This window comes from Candidatus Laterigemmans baculatus (assembly GCF_010367455.1).
GTDB lineage: Bacteria > Planctomycetota > Planctomycetia > Pirellulales > Pirellulaceae > Laterigemmans > Laterigemmans baculatus.
Genome location: NZ_WRPR01000134.1, coordinates 1 through 20,006 on the forward strand (window position 1 = coordinate 1; position 20,006 = coordinate 20,006).

General features: G+C 65.1%; 12 protein-coding genes. 5 read left to right on the forward strand and 7 right to left on the reverse strand.

Going from position 1 to position 20,006, the window contains the following annotated elements; genetic code table 11:
- Together GNK13_RS21570 and GNK13_RS19835 are read right to left on the reverse strand one after the other, a co-directional pair.
- A partial coding sequence (locus GNK13_RS21570; RefSeq protein ID WP_203545387.1) for a hypothetical protein occupies positions 1–209 on the reverse strand: 209 nt, incomplete at its 3' end.
- 369 nt (positions 210–578) lie between these two features.
- The gene (locus GNK13_RS19835) at positions 579–1,826 is read right to left on the reverse strand and encodes a M14 family metallopeptidase (RefSeq protein WP_164104300.1); all 1,248 of its coding nucleotides are present in this window, start codon (positions 1,824–1,826) and stop codon (positions 579–581) included.
- A 164-nt stretch (positions 1,827–1,990) separates the two neighbouring features.
- On the opposite strand from GNK13_RS19835, the gene GNK13_RS19840 reads away from it, so the two are divergent.
- Positions 1,991–3,292: a PQQ-binding-like beta-propeller repeat protein gene (locus GNK13_RS19840; protein WP_164104301.1), complete on the forward strand. Its 1,302-nt coding sequence runs from the start codon at positions 1,991–1,993 to the stop codon at positions 3,290–3,292.
- A gap of 130 nt (positions 3,293–3,422) precedes the next feature.
- On the opposite strand, the gene GNK13_RS19845 is transcribed toward GNK13_RS19840, so the two are convergent.
- The 5 genes from GNK13_RS19845 to GNK13_RS19865 form a co-directional block, all read right to left on the reverse strand.
- Positions 3,423–4,472, reverse strand: coding sequence for a prenyltransferase/squalene oxidase repeat-containing protein (locus GNK13_RS19845; protein WP_203329161.1), 1,050 nt, complete (start codon positions 4,470–4,472; stop codon positions 3,423–3,425).
- Between the two features lie 120 nt (positions 4,473–4,592).
- Complete coding sequence (mutM, locus tag GNK13_RS19850) at positions 4,593–5,465, reverse strand: bifunctional DNA-formamidopyrimidine glycosylase/DNA-(apurinic or apyrimidinic site) lyase (protein ID WP_164104302.1); 873 nt, start codon at positions 5,463–5,465, stop codon at positions 4,593–4,595.
- Positions 5,466–5,777: 312 nt separating this feature from the next.
- On the reverse strand, positions 5,778–7,271 hold the full coding sequence (locus GNK13_RS19855; protein ID WP_203329162.1) for a DUF1501 domain-containing protein: 1,494 nt from the start codon (positions 7,269–7,271) through the stop codon (positions 5,778–5,780).
- 20 nt (positions 7,272–7,291) lie between these two features.
- A complete protein-coding gene (locus GNK13_RS19860) occupies positions 7,292–10,675 on the reverse strand; it encodes a DUF1553 domain-containing protein (RefSeq protein WP_164104303.1) in 3,384 nt (1,127 codons plus the stop codon).
- Between the two features lie 89 nt (positions 10,676–10,764).
- Positions 10,765–15,465, reverse strand: a complete 4,701-nt coding sequence (locus tag GNK13_RS19865; RefSeq protein ID WP_164104304.1) for a chemotaxis protein CheB — start codon at positions 15,463–15,465, stop codon at positions 10,765–10,767.
- 270 nt (positions 15,466–15,735) lie between these two features.
- Between GNK13_RS19865 and GNK13_RS19870 the strand changes: the two genes are divergently transcribed.
- The 4 genes from GNK13_RS19870 to trpB all read left to right on the forward strand — a co-directional run bounded on the left by GNK13_RS19870 (position 15,736) and on the right by trpB (position 19,953).
- Complete coding sequence (locus tag GNK13_RS19870; protein WP_164104305.1) at positions 15,736–17,568, forward strand: DUF11 domain-containing protein; 1,833 nt, start codon at positions 15,736–15,738, stop codon at positions 17,566–17,568.
- A gap of 130 nt (positions 17,569–17,698) precedes the next feature.
- A complete protein-coding gene (locus GNK13_RS19875; RefSeq protein ID WP_164104306.1) occupies positions 17,699–17,923 on the forward strand; it encodes a hypothetical protein in 225 nt (74 codons plus the stop codon).
- A gap of 96 nt (positions 17,924–18,019) precedes the next feature.
- Positions 18,020–18,436: a hypothetical protein gene (locus GNK13_RS19880; protein ID WP_164104307.1), complete on the forward strand. Its 417-nt coding sequence runs from the start codon at positions 18,020–18,022 to the stop codon at positions 18,434–18,436.
- 260 nt (positions 18,437–18,696) lie between these two features.
- Positions 18,697–19,953 (forward strand): tryptophan synthase subunit beta, encoded by a 1,257-nt coding sequence (gene trpB, locus GNK13_RS19885; RefSeq protein WP_164104308.1) that lies wholly within the window; start codon positions 18,697–18,699, stop codon positions 19,951–19,953.
- Positions 19,954–20,006: the final 53 nt, after the last annotated feature.

Here is a 20,006-nt window from a genome sequence, read left to right on the forward strand (position 1 = left end):
CGCAGATAAGCCAGAAGGACGCGCACAACCCCACCTGCGACATCCGCGTTATCCGTGGTCCAACTTCCCCCGCTGCAATCGCCACCACGCTGCAATCGCCACCACGCTGCATCGCCAGCCGTTTGCTCGGTCCAGAAAAGACAACGACCGCAGATCACGCGGAGAACGCAGATAAGCCAGAAGGACACGCACAATCCCATCTGCGGCATCCGCGTTATTCGTGGTCCAACCTCCCACGCTGCAATCGCCACCACGCTGCATCGCCAGCCGTTTGTTCGGTCCGGGAAGGACAACGACCGCAGATCACGCGGAGAACGCAGATAAGCCGGAAAGGCGTCGCACACTCCCATCTGCGACATCCGCGTTATCCGTGGTCCAACTTCCCACGCTGCAATCGCCACCATCCTGCATCGCCAGCCGATTGCTCGGTCCAGGAAGGACAACGACCGCAGATCACGCGGAGAACGCAGATAAGTCAGAAAGGCGTCGCACAATCCCATCTGCGGCATCCGCGTTATCCGTGGTCCAACTTCCCCCGCTGCAATCGCGGAGTTTTTGAGACTTCCGTCCGTCAGCTCCTATTTGCCGGGCGTGTCATCGGCGGCGGGGTGGGCTGCGGCGGTTGCGAGGGAGAGGAATTTTGCTCGGACGGTGGCTCTCCAGCGGGTGCTGGGGGGATAGAAGGTGTCGCGGAGGCGGTCGGCGGCTCGCTCATGTTCGGCCGAACCGGCTCCGTAGTGATGCCAGGCGAAATTCTCCTGACGGAGCGCGGCGAGGACGTGCAGCGCGTTGTAGGTGCCGAACTCCGCACAGGCGTATCGGTAACAGCCGTGCGGAAAGCGGTTCTGGAGCCATCGCCCCCAGGTGCCTCGGGCCTGGTACGGCAGGTCGCCAGCCCTCGCCGTCGGCCGCGCCCTCCCTGTCGGCCGCGCCGTCCCCTTCGGCCCTGCGTCGGCTGGTGGTGGAGGCACGACCATCGCCCCTCCGAAGCGGCTTCGCATCCACTGGACCCCCGCCGGATCGATGCCCGGTTGGAGGAGCAGCTTGAGCGAACCGAACGCTCCCAGGCCGCTGTGCAGATCGAAATGGGTGATCTGGTGGTTCGAGTCTCGAGGGCCAACTCCCGGCGGCAGAACGATCCGCGGCCAATGCTGCTCGCACCACGCGACGAAAGGGCTCGGGCTCAGCCCGCCGAAGAACAGGCCCCGTGGATTGCCAGCCTGGCCTCCGGCGATCGCTTGCTGGACTCGCTTCGGTCCGCGTCGCGCCGCCATCCATGCCAACCGCAAGCGAAAGAAAGTCCTCCACGCGTCCGGTCCGGTCGGATGCATCAAGGCGTCCAGCTCGGCGTCGAACCGGGGCGCGTCGGTGTAACGTTCCCCGCGGAGCATGAAATTGCGGTTCAGGTCGATGTTCTGGGCGTTGGTCCGCCGTCGGTGGACGTACCCAAAGGGGTTGAGGCAGTGCACGGCGAGCAATCGCAGCGGGCTGGCGGTAGCCTGCGTCGGCAGTCCCTCCGCCGCCCGCAACCAATCGAGCAGCAGGCTGCTGCCAAAATAGCCCTCGACGCCATGCAGTCCCGCCGTCACCACCAGCGTCCGCGAGGCATCATCGGGCCCGCGGCAGGCAACGTCGATCGAGGCCCCGCTCGTCTCGCCAGAATTCGCAGGCCCGTCCGCAGGCCCGTCCGCGGGGCCGTCCGCAGGCCCGTCCGCTGAGCTGCTGCTGGGCGGCTCGAGCGCGGCCAGCTGCCAGCCGTGTTCCTCGGCTTGCTGGCGGAAGCGTTCGCGAGAAGTGGAGTAGGAGAGTGTTTCACGGAGACTCAAGAGCACCCTCGTCGATCACGCTCGCAGCCCACATTCGTTGAGCAGCGAATCTGTTATTTTGTTGCAGGCACGAATTGCAGAGCTCGCTCGGAATTCCGAAGATAGTGCATTCCTGCCAGCTCCCGACATGCCCCCTCCCGACCTACCTCAGGTTCGACCACGCTATGCCTGCCAATCGCTCCTTTTTCGTTGGTGCCGCTTGCCTACTGGCAGCGGTGGTGCAGCTCGCTCCGATCGCTCGAGGGGGCGAGACCGATTGGCCGCAGTGGCGTGGTCCCAACCGGGACGGGCACGCCGCTCCCCAATCGCTGCTGCAGTCCTGGCCCGAGGGAGGCCCGAAGCTCAAGTGGCAGTTCCGCAACGCCGGTGAAGGCTACTCGACCCTCGCAGTCGTCGACGGTCGGTTATACACGATGGGCTCTCGGGGCGACCAATGCTTCGTGATCTGTATCGATGCGTCGACGGGCGAGGGAATTTGGGAAACGCCGATCAGCCGCGCGTCGGTCGACCAGGACTACGCCCATGGCTGGGGAGGCGGTCCGCGGAGCACCCCCACGGTCGACGGCGAGCACGTCTACGCGCTCAGCGACATCGGTACGGTGGGCTGCCTGAAGGTCTCCGACGGGAGGCTCCTCTGGTCGGTTAACCTGGTCGAAGAATTCGGCGGCAGCGTCCCGAACTGGGGCTACGCCGAGTCGTTGCTGATCGACGGCGACCGCGTCGTCGTGACCCCCGGCGGCGAAAATTTCATGGTCGCTCTGGACAAGAAGTCGGGCAACAAAGTCTGGGGCAGCCAAGGAATCGACGCTCCGGCCCAGTACGGCTCGGTGATTCGCCACGAGTTCGAAGGGGTGCCGGTTTATCTGAACGTGAGCAAATCGGGGCTGCTCGGAGTCGATCCCGAGTCGGGCGCGAAGCTCTTCGAAAGCTCCGTCACCGGGAACAACGTCGCGGTGATCCCCACGCCGATCGCCACCGGCGACCTGGTCTATCACACCTCCGATTACGGCGCGGGCAACGCGCTACTGCGGCTGAACAAGACCAGCGACGGGCTGGCCACCACCCAGGTCTACCATCTGCAGCACAAAAGCATGCAGAACCACCACGGCGGGGTCGTGCTGGTCGACGGCGTGATCTACGGATTCACCAAAGCCGACGGGGGCCGCTGGATGGCTCAGGATCTCGAGTCGGGTGAGACGCTGTGGGCCGAGACGCTGCGACCGAACAAGAGCGGTTCGATCGCCTACGCCGACGGCCGACTGTACTGCTACAACGACAAAGACGGCTCGCTGGTCTTGGTCGAGCCGAGCCGCGAAGGCTGGAAACCGGTCGGCTCGCTGACGCTCCCCGAGCAGACGGAGATCGCCAGGAAGAGCGGGGCGATCTGGGCCCATCCGGTGATCGCCGACCAGATGGTGCTGATCCGCGACCAAGACCTGATCTTCGCCTACGACATCGCCCGCTGAGGGGGGCGAAAGCCGACGATTGTGGCAACCATCAGCCGCAACGCGCTAGCGTCCGGTTTTTGCAGCGTTGCAGGAAACCGTGGGCTAGCGCCCGGCGGCTGATTCACCATCGCCGCCGTCGGCGACTAACCTACCGCTGGTAGATCGGCAGATAGCCGAGGTCGAGCTGCATGATGATCAGATTGCAGGCGGTCACGTAGACCGGATGGATCTGACCTTCCCAGTACCCGTCGGCGTGCTGCTCGGCGACGATGTGGTCGTACAGCTTCTTGCGGAACGGCAACCACAGCTCGTCGCCTTGGCGATAGACCACTTGGCCGTAGTACAGGTAGGTGTAGTGCCAGTGGCCGAACGCCCGCGCTCCGTCGTTGATGTCGTGGAGCGTTTCTTTGGCGTAGGCCAGCATGTCCGGCACGTGTTCACTGTCGTAATCGCCCGCGTTGTAGAGGGCGGCGAGAGCGGCTGCGGTAATCGCCGGTCGGCTGCTGCCGGTTTGGCGGCTGCTGTAGCTGATTCCGCCATCAGCGTTCTTGCAGCGATAGATGTAATCCTTCGCCCGATCGATGATTTCGGCCGGAACCGGAATCCCTGCGTTGCGACAGCCGCGGAGCCCCTGGACCTGGGTAATGGTCGTCGAGCCTTCGTCAAAATTGCTTCCCTCGCGGGCCGAGACGTAGCCCCATCCGCCGGCGGGGGTCTGCGCATTGCCGCTGAACTCGACCGCTTTGCTCAGCACTTCGACCAACTCTTCGCGGCGATCGATCAGCCCCTCTTCCCCCAACACCTGGGAGAGGAACAGCATGGAGAAGCCGTGGCCGTAGGTGTAGCGGGAGTCGGTTTGGGGGTCGCCGATCAGCCCGTTGGCCCGAGCCTTGGTGAGGATGTAGTCGCTCGCCCGAGCGATCTCGCGCGCGTACGGCCCCTGGGTCGTGGTCGAACCGCTGCAAATCATTGCCGTTCCGGCAAGCGCCGCTAGCGCCGTGGGATACACCTGCGTGTTCCACTGGCCACGCGACGACTGATTGCGGCTGAGCCACTCGAGCCCCTTCTGAACCGTATCGTTCCAGCGGGGATCTCGATCCACAGCCTGCGCGAAGGTGGGACGTACGCCAGCAGCGACCGCCCCGGCCGCGAGCGCCGTGCGCAGCAAGCCACGCCGCGTGAGCAGAGAATCCGTTATTTCTCGCACCTGTCGTCCCTTGTGATTCGAACCGCTTGGTTCACTACAGCATCCAACATCCGTCCCCTCAAAGTCAAACGGTTTGAGGCCTCTTCGGGGGACGACGCGGAACCGTTCATCCTACGGAACCGACCGATGGCGCCCGCGGCGAGTTTGGCAGCCAGGGCAGAAAAAAGTCGCTCGCTGGGCTTGGACAATTCGCTCGATCGTGGCGGCTTCGCACCGCCGGCAGCGCTCCCCGGCTCGATCGTAAACCCGGTGGTGATTTTGATAGCTGCCCGGGTCGTTCAGCGCGTTGCGGTACGTGCCGTCGGACAGAGTCGATCCTTCGTGGAGGATCGCGTCGTTCAAGATCGCATGCGTCGCCGCCGCAATCCGTTCCCACTGGGCGCCGGTCAAGCGATCGCAGCGGGCACGCGGATCGACTCCCGCGGTAAACAGAATCTCTGCCGCGTACAGGTTGCCAATGCCCGCCGCCGCACGCTGGTCGAGCAACGCGACCTTGATCGCCCGTCGGCTCCCGCCCAGCCGCTCGCGGAGCATCGCCGCATCGATCGCCAAAGCGTCTGGCCCGAGCCGCGCGCTGCCGAGCACCCCCTCGATCTCCTCGGCCGCGAGCAGCCGAATCGTCCCCAATCCACGGCGGTCCCAAAACAGTAGCTCTCGCGGCCCCTCTCCGCCCCCCTCCGGAATCAGCCGGAGCCGCAACCGCAGATGTTCCTCGCCGGGCGGGTCGGCCAGCAGCACGAGCCCTGTCATCCGCGGCTCGATGACGATCAGCGAGTCGTCGCAGAGCTGCAGCAGGACGCGTTTGCCGCGGCGACCCACCTCCACGATCCGGCGGCCTCGGACCCGGCGGCGAAACTCCGCGAACGTCGGCCGCCAGGAGATCGGACGCAAGCGACAGGGGGGCAATGCCGCCTCCTCGATCGTCGCCCCGACGACCGGCAGCAGCCCGCGACGCATCGTTTCGACTTCTGGTAGCTCCGGCAAGCAATCCTCCTTCAAGTCAACTCAAATCTCTGGCGGCCACGGAAAAGGGATTCCGAGGCTGCAGGAACCGGACGCTAGCCCGGTTTATTCATCAGCCGCCGGGCGCTAGCCCGGATTATTCATCAGCCGCCGGGCGCTAGCCCCCGGTTCTCGAAAACTCCGTAAGAACCGGACGCTAGCGCGTGGCGGCTGATTTAACGCACTGTCTCGCGACGGTCTGTCGCAACTTCAAACACCACATCGACTTGCACCACATCTATCCAGACGCATGAATAATCCGGGATAGCGAGTGGCGGATGATGGTCTTGCTCGTCAGGCCAGCAACGCTTCGACGACGGTTCCTTCGACGTCGGTCAAGCGGAAGCGGCGTCCCTGATGGCGGTAGGTCAGCCGCTCGTGATCGACGCCGAGCAGATGCAGCAGCGTGGCATTCAAGTCATGCACATGGACCGGGTTTTCGACGATGTTGTAACTGAACTCGTCGGTCTTCCCATACACCGAGCCAGCCCGCGTTCCCCCGCCAGCGAGCCACATCGTAAAGCAGCGAGGATGATGGTCGCGGCCGTAATTGGTCGCCGTCAGAGCTCCTTGGCTGTACGCCGTGCGGCCGAACTCGCCTCCCCAGACGACCAGCGTGTCGTCGAGCATTCCGCGGCGTTTGAGATCGGTCACCAAAGCCGCCGAGGCTTGATCGGTGCTCTCGCACTGCCGGCGAATCCCCGCCGGCAAGCCGCCGTGCTGATCCCATCCTTGGTGGAACAGCTGGACGAACCGCACCCCGCGTTCGACGAGCCGGCGAGCCATCAGGCAGTTGGCGGCAAACGTGCCGGGCTGGCGAGCCGCTTCGCCATAGAGCTCAAAGGTCGATTCGGGCTCGTCGCTGAGATCGGCCACGCCGGGGACCGAACGCTGCATCCGGAAGGCCAGCTCATACTGCTCGACCCGCTGGCGAACCGCCGCATCGAGCGTTCGCTGCTGGTCGATCGCGTGCAGTTCCGCGAGGGTGTCGAGCATCTCCCGCCGAGCCCCGCGAGAAATCCCCGGCGGGTTGTTCAGGTACAGAACCGGATCGGCACCGGCCCGTAGCTGGACTCCCTGATGCGTCGCCGGCAGAAAACCGCTTCCCCAGAGCCGTGCGTAGAGCGGCTGGCCCCCCTGGTTCTGGGTGATCATCACGCAGAACGTCGGCAGTTCCTCGCTGGCCGAACCGAGCCCGTAGCTGAGCCACGCGCCGAGCGACGGTCGGCCGGCGATCTGCGAGCCGGTCTGCATGAAGGTGATCGCCGGGTCGTGGTTGATCGCCTCGGTGTAGACGCTGCGGACGATGCACAAATCGTCGGCGATCCGCGCGGTGTGCGGCAGCAGCTCGCTGACCGGAATCCCGCTCGCCCCGTACCGCGCAAATTTGAAGATCGAGCCGGCCAGCGGCAGCCGCGACTGGTTCCCGCTCATCCCAGTCAATCGCTGACCCTGCCGCACCGACTCGGGAAGCTCTTGGCCGTTCCGCTCGCGGAGCACCGGCTTGTCGTCCCACAGATCCATCTGCGACGGGCCGCCACTCATGAACAGCGAGATCATCCGCCGAGCCCGCGGTCGATGGTGATACTCCGCCAGCGCCGCCCCCGGCCCCAACCCCTCGTGCATACCGCTCGCCTCGGCGGCCGACCCTTCCCGCGCCAGCAACGCCCCGAGCGCCGCGGACCCAATGCCGAGCCCGCCGCGGCGGAAAAAGTGCCGCCTCGTGAGTTCGATTGGCGTCTGCGACACGAGCCGAGCCAGGTGCGGTGGATGGTGGGGAGAGCGCATCGAGTCCTCCGGCAACACGTTCATCGGCGACTGACCCATTCTTGGAGGTTCATCAGCATTTGCGCGGCAACGCTCCAGGCGGCCCACTCGGAACGGTCGAGCTGCGAGTCGGACTGCGAGTTGAGCGGCGAGTCGAGCGGCGAGTCGAGCTGCGGCGAAAAATCGCCCACCGCCAAATAGGCGTCGCGAGCGGCCGGGTCGGCGTCAAACCGCTCGGCTTGCTGCTTCACGAAAGCCACGATGGTCCGCCGTTCCTCCTCGAGCGGCAGCCGGCCCAGCATGCGAAGCCAAAGCCGCTCGGCGTAGTCCTCGGCATCTCCGGTCGAGCCGCGGAGCACGAGAAAGCCGACGCCGCGAGCCGCCTCGACATACTGTTCGTCGTTCAGAAGCACCAACGCTTGCAGCGGCGTCTCGGTCGTGGCTCGACTCGCCGCACAGACCTCCCGCCCCGGGGCATCGAAAATCATCATCGAAGGAGGCGGACTGGTCCGCTTCCAAATCGTGTAGAGACTTCGGCGATGGGACCCCGATCCCAGGTCGCGAACGTACTTGGCTCCCGCTTGCTTTTCCTCCCACAACCCCGGCGGCTGGTAGGGCCGTACCGGAGGACCTCCGATCCGGCGGTCGAGCAATCCGCCGACAGCCAGCGCTGCGTCGCGAATCATTTCCACCGGCCACCGCGATTCCGGACCGCGAGCCAGCAGCCGGTTTTCCGGATCAACCGCATGCAGGTGCGGATCGCCCGAGGACGCGCGGCGGTAGGCGGCCGAAGTGACGATGCGGCGGACGAGTCGCTTCAGGTCCCACTCCTCCGCGATCAGCGTGTGGGCCAAGTAGTCCAGCAGCTGCGGATGGGTCGGCGGCTCGCCCTGCATACCAAAATCGTCGGGCGTCGCCACGAGCGGCCGATCGAACAGCATCTGCCAAGTGCGATTGACCACCACTCGGGCCACCAACGGATGCTCTGGATCGGTCACCCAGCGGGCCAGGCCGAGCCGGTTGCGAGGGAGCGATGACGGCATCGGCCCAAATGTCTCGGGGACGCCGGCGCTGACCTCTTCGCCAGGTGCGTCGTACTGGCCGCGGCGAAGCACGTAGGTCGCTCGCGGTTCGGCCAATTCCTCCATCGCCATGATGGCGGGAATCGCATCGCGGGCGGCCGCCCACTCCTGCCGCCGCTGGCGAAGCGTCGCTCGAGCCTGCCGAAGCTCCGCGTCACTCGCCTCGAGGAGAGCGAGCCGCAGCGCCTCCGGCTCGAAATCTTCCGCCGGGCCTGCAATTGCTCCCGGGGCCGCCATCGCTCCCCGGTCCGCGATTATTTGGGGGCCGGCCGAGAGGAGGGCAATTTCCACCGCCGACAGGTCTCGCTCAAAAATTCGCAGCTCGGCGACCGCGCCGCCGGTGAAGCCACGATCGCGGAACCGGCTGCCGAGCGCGAGCGTCGTAGCCCCGCCGCCGCGGATCGTCCGCTTGAGCGAATCACGAATCACTTCCAGTTCCACCGGCTGTCCGTCGACGAAGATTCGCAGTCCCGCTGCCCGGCCGCTGCCGTCGGAGCGGACCGCGACGTGCGACCACTCCGCTGCGGGAAGCGGCTCGACCGTCCGGACTCGCACCGCATCCCCCGGCCAAAAGTGGACCAGCGCCGCCGAGAGCCGTCCCTCCTCGTTCAACAGCTCGTAACCCCGGCTGCCCGCATCGGTCCAGGCCCGCGAGCGATGCCAGACGACTGCTCGCTGGTGCTCGACCGCCGGCCGCAACCAGAGAGCGATCGTAAACGGCTGCCACCAATCCCAGTCACCGCCGACCTCGGTCTCAAAGCCGTTCTCCCCGTCGAACTCGATCGCGTGGCGCGGCCGCTGTGGCTCGTCGGCGGAGGCTGCGTCGGCGGCGAGCCCAGGAAAGGGAACCGGCTGCCCAATCCATTTCCCCGCAGCTCCGCCCGCGATGGCGTTGGCCAGCGAGATTGCCGCGGCCCCATTGGCTTCGGCAGCAGGCTTGGCTGCGGCAGCAGGCTCGAACTCAAATCGTCCCACTTCGTCGCTCCACAGTCCTGCGAGTGAAGCGGGATCGGCCGCGGCTCGCTCCGGGCTCAGGGACAACCGCTTGTCGCGGAGTTCGCGGTACTCCCGCTCGGCCTGCTTGGCGGCGGTGCGGGCTGCGTCGAGGGCTTGCTGTTGGGCCGCGGTCGGCAGATCCAGCACGGGCGTCGGCACTGCGTCGGTGAAGTGCGAGTAGAGGCCCGACTCGTCGATCTGGTTGAAGAAGGCGAACAGCCGGTAGTAGTCACGCTGGCTGATCGGGTCGTATTTATGATCATGGCAGCGGGCGCACTCGAGCGTCAGCCCCAGCACGGCGGTCCCAAACGTATTGACCCGATCGGCGGCATACTCGGCGCGAAACTCCTCCTCGACGCTTCCCCCTTCGTTGGTCTGGCGGTGGAGGCGATTGAAAGCGGTCGCTAGGGCGGCGTCGCGGGGGGTGGAACCGGAAAGCTGCTCGGCGGGGAGCAAGTCGCCGGCCAATTGCTGGGTGAGGAAGTCATCGTAGGAAAGTCCCGAGGCGAAGGCGTGAATAACCCAATCCCGCCACGGCCAGACGTCGCGATACACATCCGCCTGGTAGCCGTACGTGTCGGCGTAGCGAGCCAAGTCGAGCCACGGTGTCGCCATCCGTTCGCCAAAAGCGGGAGAGGCGAGCAAGCGGTCGACCAGCCGCTCGTAGGCCTGTGGATCGGAGTCCGCAGCGAACCGCTCGACCTCTTCCGGGGAGGGAGGCAGTCCGGTCAGATCCATCGAGAGGCGGCGGATCAGCGAGTGGGGATCGGCGGAGCCGAGTGGCCGCAGTCGCTCGGCCGCGAGTTGGGCCGCGAGCTGGGCTTCGATGAACGCGTCGATCGCACTGGGCGGCGGAGCCCGGTCGGCGGCGGGCGAGGGAACCTCCGGCGAGTGAATCGGCCGCAGCGACCAGTGCTGCTGCCACTCGGCTCCCTCGTCGATCCAGCGGGTGATGCGGGCGATCTCTTCCGGTGAGAGGGCCAGATTCGATTCGGGCGGCGGCATCCGCTCGCTCGGATCATCGCTGGTGATCCGCCGCACCAGCTCGCTCGCCGCAGCGTCGCCGGCAACCACAATCGCCTCCAAGCCGCCACTGTGCGACTGGCGGCTCAGCAGATCGGGCGTGTCGACGCGGAGCTCGGCTTCGCGAGTCGCCGCATCGGGACCATGGCAGAGGGCGCAGCGATCCGAGAGCAACGGCTGGATCTGCGACGTGAAGTCGACGTGGGCTGCACCGTCCGCAGGAGGCTTCGCAGTGGCCGACGGAGGCTCCGCGGTCGCCGTCGCGGGCAGCCCCACGCCGCCCAGAAGCGAAGCGGCCAGGCAGAGGCGAGCGAATCGGAACATGGGGCAGGGGAGGGCTGAGGAAGGGGAGGGAGAGGTTCCATTATAGGTGCTCGCCCCACGCTCAGTACTCAGTACTCAGCACTCAGTACTCAGTTCCCGTTGATCAACTCGGCGACTTTGCGGACCAGTCCGACGGCGTTGATCGGCTTGGTCAATGTCTCGTCGCAACCGGCCGTGAGGGCTTGTTCGAGCTCGGTCTTCATCGCCGCAGCGGTCAGGGCGACGATCGGCCGCTGATAGCCGAGCTCGCGAATGATCCGCACCGCTTGGTAGCCGTTCATGATCGGCATGTGCATGTCCATCAGGATCATGTCGAAGGGTTTCGCTCCATCGCCGCCGCTTTCGGCCTCCCGCACCAGATCGACCGCTTGCCGGCCGTTCTCGGCGATCACGACTTCGGCGCCCGCCTTTTCCAGAAAGTGCCGGGTGATCCGCCACACGTCGCGTTGGTCGTCGGCGACGAGGATTCTTCCGTGCAGCTCGGGGAGCGGCGTCGGCTTCCGCTCCTCGCTCTTCGGCGGCGGGGCGTGTTCGAGCGAATCGATCCACGGCTCGCCAGCGACCGTCACGGGCAGGGTGAGCGTGAACTCGCTTCCTTCCCCTTCGGTACTCTCGGCGGTGATGTCGCCACCGAGCACGCGGGCCAACCGCCGGGAGATCGAGAGCCCCAATCCGGCCCCGCCGAACCGCTGGCCCACGCCCTCTTTGTGCGCCTGGGTGAACGGGCGGAACAGGTCTTTGAGCTTGTCGGGTGAGATTCCGATTCCGGTATCGGAGACGACGAACTTAAGCTCCGATCCGGCATCGGTCGCCGTGCAGGAGATCGTCAAACGAACCGAGCCGGCGATCGTGAATTTGATCGCGTTGCTGAGCAGATTGATCAAGATCTGCTGTAGCCGCGAGCGGTCGGTGGCGATCCTCAGCGGGACCGGTCCCTCGAGTTCGAAGGAGATCGTCACGCCCGCCTGGGTACTTCGCAGGCGGAGCAGTTGCTCGATGTCGTGGATCATCCTGGGCAGGTGGAAGCGGCTCGTTTCGATCTGGAACTTGCCCGCCTCGATTTTGGAGAGGTCCAGGATGTCGTCGATGATCCGCAGCAGATACTGGCCGTTGCGTTTGATCGTCATCAGGTGATCGGCGTCGACCGAATTGCCTTCGAAGATCTGCCGCAGGGCGACGTCGGAGAAGCCGAGGATCGCCGTCATGGGGGTGCGAATTTCGTGACTCATGTTGGCCAAAAATTCGCTTTTGGCTCGGTTGGCGTCCTCAGCCGCGCGGCGAGCTTCGCGCAAATACTGCTCGGCCTGCTTCCGCGCCGTGGTGTCGACCAGGAACACCGAGAGGGCTTCTTCGGTCGGAAAGCAGCGGACTTCGAACCACCGGTTGCGTTCCTCGTACTGCAGCTCAAACCGCGTCGGCTGCTGCGATTCAAAGGTCACCGCAAAGGGCTCGCGGAGGCTGTTGGCGACCGCAGCCGGCAACACCGCCTCGATCGGCTGGCCGATGAGTTTTTCGCTCGGCTGGTCGAACAGGTCCTCGGCCGCGGGGTTGATGTACAGCAGGCGACCGTCGGAGTCGAGCGAAAAGAAGGCGTCGGTCAGGCTCTCGAGCACGCGGCCGACCAGATTCTCGCTCCGCTGCAGCTGAGCCTCGCTGTGACGGACCGCCGCCTCGGCGTTGATCAATTCGGTGACGTCGTGCTGGATGCCAACGAAGTGGCTGATCCGACCGTCGGGTTGGCGGACCGGGGTGATCTGCAGGTCGTTATGGAAGGTGCTGCCGTCCTTGCGGTAATTGATCAGCAAGCTCCGGCAGCTCTGCCCGGCTTGGATGGCTTCGCGAATTTTTTGAATCTTGTTGCGATCGGTTTTCGGTCCCTGCAAGAACCGGCAATTGCGGCCGATAACTTCCTCGGAACTGTAGCCGGTCAGCTGATGGAAGCCTTCGTTGGCATAGATGATCGGCATGTCTTCGCCGAGCGCGTCGACGACGATGACCCCGTTGACCGCGGCGTCGATCGCCCGCGTCCGCAGCCGCAGTGCCTCCTCGGTCTGCCGCAGCACCGAAATGTCGACGAGCATCACGATCACCCCGGAGATCGTCCCGCCCGAATGATAAGGCAGCAGTTGCAGCAACGAGGGGCGACCGAGCGGGTCGACCACTTCGCTCTGGTGCGGAGGTTCGCCGGCGAGCACGCTGCGAGCCGCGGTGGCCAAATCGACTTGGTCGATCACCGGGGCGAGGGTCTCGATCCGGCGCCCCAAATCCCCCTCGGCCAATCCCAACGTTTCCGCGATCCGCGGCGTCATCCGCCGCAGCCGCAGCTCCTCGTCGAAAAATAGGACCCCGACGTCGGTCGCGGCCAGCAGATTCTCCATGTCGTTGGTCAACTCGATCAGCTCGTCGTTGCGGCGCTGCGTTTCCGAATTGACCGAGTGCAGCTCTTCGTTGACCGAATGCAGTTCCTCGTTGGTGCTCTGCAATTCCTCGTTGCTGCTGGTCAGCTCCTCATTGGTGCTCTGCAATTCCTCGTTGGTCGTCTCCAGCTCTTCGATCGACGCGCGCAGGTTCTCCCGCGTCCGCTGCAGTTCGGCTTCGAGCGACTGCACATGGCGGCGGCGAAGCTCCTCGACGTCGAGCCGTTCCTCGTCGATGCGAGCCTTTGGAGCGCGAGTCCCCTCGCTGGGAGCTTCGTTGCGAGAGCCTTCGGCCGCCGGGGCTGAACCGGTCTCGAGCCCTTGGGTCGCGGGCGGGGCGGAGCCCTCGGCGGGGGTTGCGCCGTCGAAGAGGATCAGATAGTGGGGGGTCCCCGCCGTCTCCTGGGGAACCGGTTCGACGACCACGTCGAAGGATTCTCCGGCGGCTTGCAAGCGTCCGTAGCGGACGACGGTACCGCGTTGGCGGGCGTGGTGCAGGGCGGCGTTCAAGGGGCTGCGGAGCTCCTCGACGACCAATTCCTGCAGCGTCGTACCGACGCGCCCGCGGCCGATCCGCACCCAGCGGTCAGCCGCCCCGAAGACTTGCAGCACGCCTCCCTGCTCGTCGACCAGCAGGGCCGGCGGCATGAATCGCTCGAGCAGCCAGTCGTAGCTGCGGACCAGGTTGCGCTCCCGCGGCGGCCGGCCGAAGTTCCCCTCGTGGAGCGCGGCTTCGGGCCTGGAGCGGGTCAGGGGAAAGTTGAGCTGGTTGGGGAGCCGCACATCGCGTCGCTTGCGAAACAGCTTCCAGTGGCTGTCGAGAGCCGTGAATTCGCTCCGCAGACTCCCGGGAGATTCGCTCGGCCCGAGCCACAACACCCCCTCGGTGTTGAGCGCAAAGTGGAACCGCCCCAGGACCCGCTGCTGGGCGGGATCCTGGAGATAGATCAACAGATTGCGGCAGGTCAGCAGATCGATGTTCGTAAACGGCGCATCATGTGCCACGTTGTGCGGGGCGAACACGATCCGTTCGCGGATCGCTTTGCAAATTTGAAACGAGCCGGGGCGGTCGACCAGCTCGCTGAAAAATCGCTCCCGCCGCCGCTCGCTGAGCCCTCGCAGGTCGGTTTCGGTGTAGATTCCGAGCGAGGCTTTTTTCAGTGCCTGGCGATGGATGTCGGTGGCAAAAATCTTGAACTTCGCCGGCTTCTCCACCGCCTCGAAGGCTTCGCACAGGAGCATTGCCAGCGAATACGCCTCCTCGCCGGTCGCACAGCCGGCGACCCAGGCGCGAAGCTCCCTCGGCTCGCCCGCTTCCCCACCCTCGCCACTTTCCGCGCGACTCTCCCTACGACTCTCGCCACGACTCTCCCCGCGATTCTCCACGCCGGCGATCAGCTGGGGGATCACCGTCCGGGCGAGCAATTCATAGCCATCGGCATCGCGGAAGAAATCGGTCACCCCGATCAACAGGTCGTGCTGCAGAGCGTCCCGCTCGTCGGGATCCTCCGACAGTCGCTGCGTGTACTCGTCGAGGTCCTCGATCCCGCGGAGCTTCATCCGGCGCTGCAGCCGCCGCCCGATGGTCGAGCCCTTGTACTCGCGAAAGTTAATTCCCGAGTGCTGTTGGAGCAGATTGAAAATGCCTTCGAGATGTTCGCGGCTGAAGTCGGGACCAAAGGCCCCTTTGAGTTCGGCTTTGTTCGTTCCGGCGGCGTAGCTGGCCAAGGCGGAAGCGATTTGCTCGGGCGGGAGGACCAGATCAACACAGCCGGTCGCTTGGGCATTGAGCGGCATCCCGTTGAAGGTCGCCGTCTGCTCGTCCTGGCAGAGCACCAGTCCGCCGCTGCGGGCGACGTCCTGAAGTCCCTGCGAGCCATCGCTGCCGGTCCCCGAAAGCACGACCACCGCTCGCAGAGAGCGGGAGTCCGAGGCGAGCGATTGAAAGAAGCGGTCGATCGGCAAATTCAGCCCGCCGCCGGTCGTCTTGTCGGTCAGCCGCAGCACATCGCCATCGAGCACGACCTCCTTGCGGGGCGGGAGCAGATGGAGCGTGTTGGGCTCGACGGCGTCGCCGCTGGCGATGACCCGCACCGGCATCTGCGTCTGCCGCCCAAGCAACTCGCCCATGTGGCTGCGAAAGTCGGGGGAGAGGTGCTGGACGATCACGAACGCCAATCCGGTGTCGGTTGGCATCTCAGCGAACAGTGCTTCGAGCGCCATCAGACCACCTGCTGACGCACCGACTCCCACCACTCCGCATTTCGCTCGCTCGCTCCCGCCGCCCGCCTCGCTGCTCGCCTGGAGATTTGCGGCGGTCGCGGAGGGGTCGGGCGGGGAGCCGTCGGCGGGCGAAGATTTTGATGTAGGCATCAACTCTCAATCGGTAAAACCATGACGGGAGACCGTCTCGCGTAGAGCATTCGTTGGGCCAGCTCGCAGCCACGGCGGCCCCTGCATTCTAACCTTCGCGCCGCCCGTCTTTGCGATCCGCCCCTTTTGGCCGCCATTCTGGCATCGTGTTTGCCGCATTCCGAGCAACAACGCGTCGCCCCCCTATCGTCCTGCCCACTAACTGTGCGCGACCGCGAAACTCACCGTCTTTCGATTGGGCAGGCAGTTCCTCGTATCAGGATGGATGACATGCTTCACCACTCTCTTCAAGGCTGGTTGACACCGGCCCTCGCGGGATTGGCGATTCTCGCCTCCGCGAACCCAGCCCCCGCACAGCAGGCCTCCGCACAGCAGGCCCCCGCACAGCGGGATCGAGCCGAGCGAGCCCAGCGGCCCGAAGCCCAGCGGCCCGAAGCCCAACGGGGCGAAGTCCAGGCGCTGACGATTCCCTCAGCGGAATTGCTGCGGCTCTCGGCCGACGTGCCGGCGGAGATCCGCGCTGGCGAACAGTTCAGCTATCGGGTCACCGTCAGCAATCAATCGGACAACATCACGCTGCACAACGTCAAGATCGAGCAGAAACCGGCCTCCTCGGTCTCGGTCCAGAGCGCCAGCATGCAAGGCCGCCAGCAACAGCAGCAGCAAGATCAGCAACAGGACCAAGAGCAGCAGGACCAAGAGCAACAGGGCCAGCAGCAGGACAAGAACCGCTGGACGATCGACCAGCTGGGTCCGGGCGAGTCGCGGACGATCGAAGTGCAGGCCACCGGCAACGAGCAGGGTCAAGCCGACACCTGCTTCATGATCACCTCCTACACGCCCTCGCTGTGCGTCACGACGAAAGTCGTCAAACCGCAACTGGAGCTGACCAAGAATGCGCCGGAACAGATCAATATCTGTGACCCGCTGCAGTTCGTGTACACGGTCAAGAACCCGGGCACCGGCGACCTCGAGTCCTTCATCGTTCGCGACCAGCTCCCCGAGGGGATCGAAACCGAGAGCGGCAAGGCGAGCCTCGAATTCCGCCTCGACGACGGCCTCAAAGCGGGCGAGACCCGGGAATTCGTCGCCAATCTGGTAGCGACCCGCGCCGGCACGTTCAGCAGCCCGGCGACCGCCGAATCGGCCGACGGGGAACTGCAAAACCGCAGCCGCGCCCCTGAAACCCGCGTCGTCCAGGCCGATCTGGCCGTGGCCGTCGATGGCGATCGCCGCGTCTATGGCCGCCAAACGGTCAACTACACCGCGCGGATTACCAACACCGGCAACGCTCCGGTCGAGAACGTGATGGTCGCGCTCAACCTCCCCGAACAGGCGCGGTTGATCGACATCGGTCAGATGCGGATGAGCGACCAGAAGGTCCAGCCGAGCGGCCAGCAAGGTCGGCAGAATGACCCGCAGCAGCAGCCGACTCCGGCGGTCAGCGAACAGGCCCAAAACCAGCAGCAGGACCAAAACCAGCAGCAGGACCAAAACCGGCAGCAGGAAATGCAGTTGGTGACGGCTGAGGAAATGCGGATCGAGCGGCTCGAGCCGGGTCAGACCATCGCGTTCGATTACGCTCTTCGCCCGCAAGGTCTTGAGGAGATCAAGACGCAGGTCGTCGCGATGCACCGCTGCCCCGGCGACCGCGACCGTGACGAAGCTGTGGCCCTGACCCGCAGCATGGCGATGGCGACCACCCGCGTCGTGCTCCTGCCCGACTTGATGGTCAGCCTCGTCGACAACGAAGGGACCGTTCCGCAAGGGAGCGAAGTGACCTACTTCTTGACCGTCCGCAACCAGGGAGAAGCGCCGGCCAAGAACGTCAGCGTCTCGGTCGAATTGCCCGAGCAACTCGAGCTGGTTAACGCCGATGGCCCGAGCGAAGCCGAATCGAGCCAAGGCAGCATGACCTTCGCGCCGATCGAAGAGCTCGGACCGGATCAGCAGGTCCGCTGGATCATCACCACCAAAGCGACCGGTGAGGGTGAGATTCGCGTCAACGCGAAGGTCAGCACCGACGACCTCGAGCGTCCGATCAATACCGAAGAGCCGACGGTTCTGCTCGGCGAAAACGAAAGCCAGCAGTCGCAGGACTAACCGTCCGGCCCACAGCAGCCTGAGCTCAAGCAGCTCCCCTGCCTGACTCAGCTCGCTTCCCACTGACCGCCTCGGCACCGGCCGAGGCGGTCATTTTTTTGCCCCACTCTCCTCGTGTTGGAGCCCGATCATGACAACCCTCCGCTTCCTTCGCTCCGCTTGCCGCCGGCAACTCGTGGGCAGCAGTTGCTTGGCCGCTACAGTGCTGCTAGCCATCGCGGCGGGCTGCGGCGAAGTCGTGCAGGAAAACAAGGATCTGCAAATGGACCGGCGGCAAGTCGACACCTATGCCGACGATCCGGAAGCAGATTCCGCAGACCAGACGCTGATTGAGCCGCTCGGAGAAGAGGACTGAAGAACTTGGCACGTGCGTTGCTACCGAGTGGCCTCCAAACGGTTCGCAGCCCGCATCGCGGGAACTCACCCTTGCTCAGCACAGGAAGACAGTTTGATGAAGATGCAGAAAAAATGGTTCAGCGTTCTCGGTTCGTTGGCCCTGGCCGGATTGCTCCTCGGATGCGAAGACGCCGCGGATGAGGTTCAGGACGAGCGCGAAGATGTGATCGAAGCCCGCGAAGACCTGGAACAGGCGGAGCAGCAACCGGGAGCGTTGGACCCGACTCCGACGAACGAAGGGATCTTTACCGAATCGCCGGCCGAAGAGCGCCGTGAAGCGGCAGAGGATCTGCAAGAAGAGCAGCAAGAGCTGAATGAAGCTCAACAGGACCTGGAGCAAGAGCAGGCGGAAGAGCGAGCCGAAGCGGCCGAGGAGGCTGCGGAAGCCACGACGCCCGCCCCGGCAGAACCGCTCGAGCCGGCTGCTGAGGACGCCGAAGAGGTTACCGAAGACGTGGTCGAGCAACCGTAACTGAAACGGCTGCGCTGACAAACTTCGCTGCCCCCCCGTTCATTGCCCCTCGGGATCTCAGCACCTTTCGGCTGCTGAGACCTGAGAAGTGATCGGGGGGTTGCTGCGTTGGAGGGCAGGGGTGGCGCGGAGCGCGTCGACCCCGACCGCAACAGGGCGGGCCGACTGGGAGAGGGCGGTCGATTGACCTGCGGACGGTTTCACCGGACAATCGATCGTTCCCATTCCTTCGAATCGCAACGATCGCCCCCGACGCCTTTATGAGCCCCGTCTCTCCCGACGTGCCCTCTTCCGGCGCGCCTTCTTCCGGTGCGTCCAACCGCCCCCAGTGGCCCGATGCCCGCGGGCGATTCGGTGCGTTCGGGGGACGCTTTGTTCCGGAAACGCTGACCGCCGCCCTCGACCAGCTCTCGGCCGAGTACGAGCAGGCGAAGCGAGATCCCGAGTTCCAGCAGGAGCTCGAAGGGCTGTTCAAAACCTTCGTCGGCCGCCCTTCGCCGCTGTATCACGCCAAACGGCTCTCGTCCCTGGTCGGTGGAGCCCAGATCTGGCTCAAGCGCGAAGACCTCAACCACACCGGCGCCCACAAGATCAACAACACGCTCGGCCAGGCTCTGCTGACGATCCGGATGGGCAAAAAGCGGGTCATCGCCGAGACCGGTGCGGGCCAGCACGGGGTGGCGACCGCCACGGCCTGCGCCCACTTTGGCATCCCCTGCGTCGTCTACATGGGTGCCGAGGACGTGCGGCGTCAGAAGCCGAACGTGTTCAGCATGAAACTGCTCGGCGCCGAGATCCGCCCGGTGGAAAGCGGCTCGCGGACCCTTCGCGACGCGGTCAACGAAGCGATGCGAGACTGGATGGCCTCGGTCGCTGAGACGCATTACATCATCGGCAGCGTGATCGGTCCGCACCCATTTCCGATGATGGTCCGTGACTTCCAAGCGGTCATCGGCCGCGAGACCCGCGCCCAGAGCCTCGAGCAGATCGGTCGGCTGCCCGACTGCGTCGTCGCCTGCGTCGGCGGGGGGAGCAACGCGGCCGGGATGTTCTACCCGTTCATCGAAGACACCGAAGTGCGGTTGGTGGGAGTTGAAGCGGGGGGCCGCGGGGCATCGGCTGGCGAGCATGCCTCGCCCCTCTCGTTCGGAACTCCTGGAGTGCTGCATGGCTCCTACAGCTACGTCCTGCAGGACGAAGACGGGCAAACCTGCGACGTGCATTCGATGAGTGCCGGCTTGGACTATCCGGGCGTGGGCCCCGAGCACAGCCACTGGAAAGACAGCGGACGAGTCGACTACGTCAGTTGCCGCGACGACGAAGCCCTCGGCTCGTTCGACAAACTCGCTCGCAACGAAGGGATCATGGCGGCGTTGGAAAGTTGCCATGCGGTTGCCAAGGCGCTGGAGGTGGCCGCCACCATGCCCGCGGATCAACACCTGGTGATCTGCCTCTCGGGGCGCGGCGACAAGGACGCCATGGAACTGGCTCGTCTGCGTGGCGAGTCGCTCGAATAGGTTTCACGCAAGCCGCAGCGTCTGCAAGTGGTCGCTTCCGCTGCCACGATGCT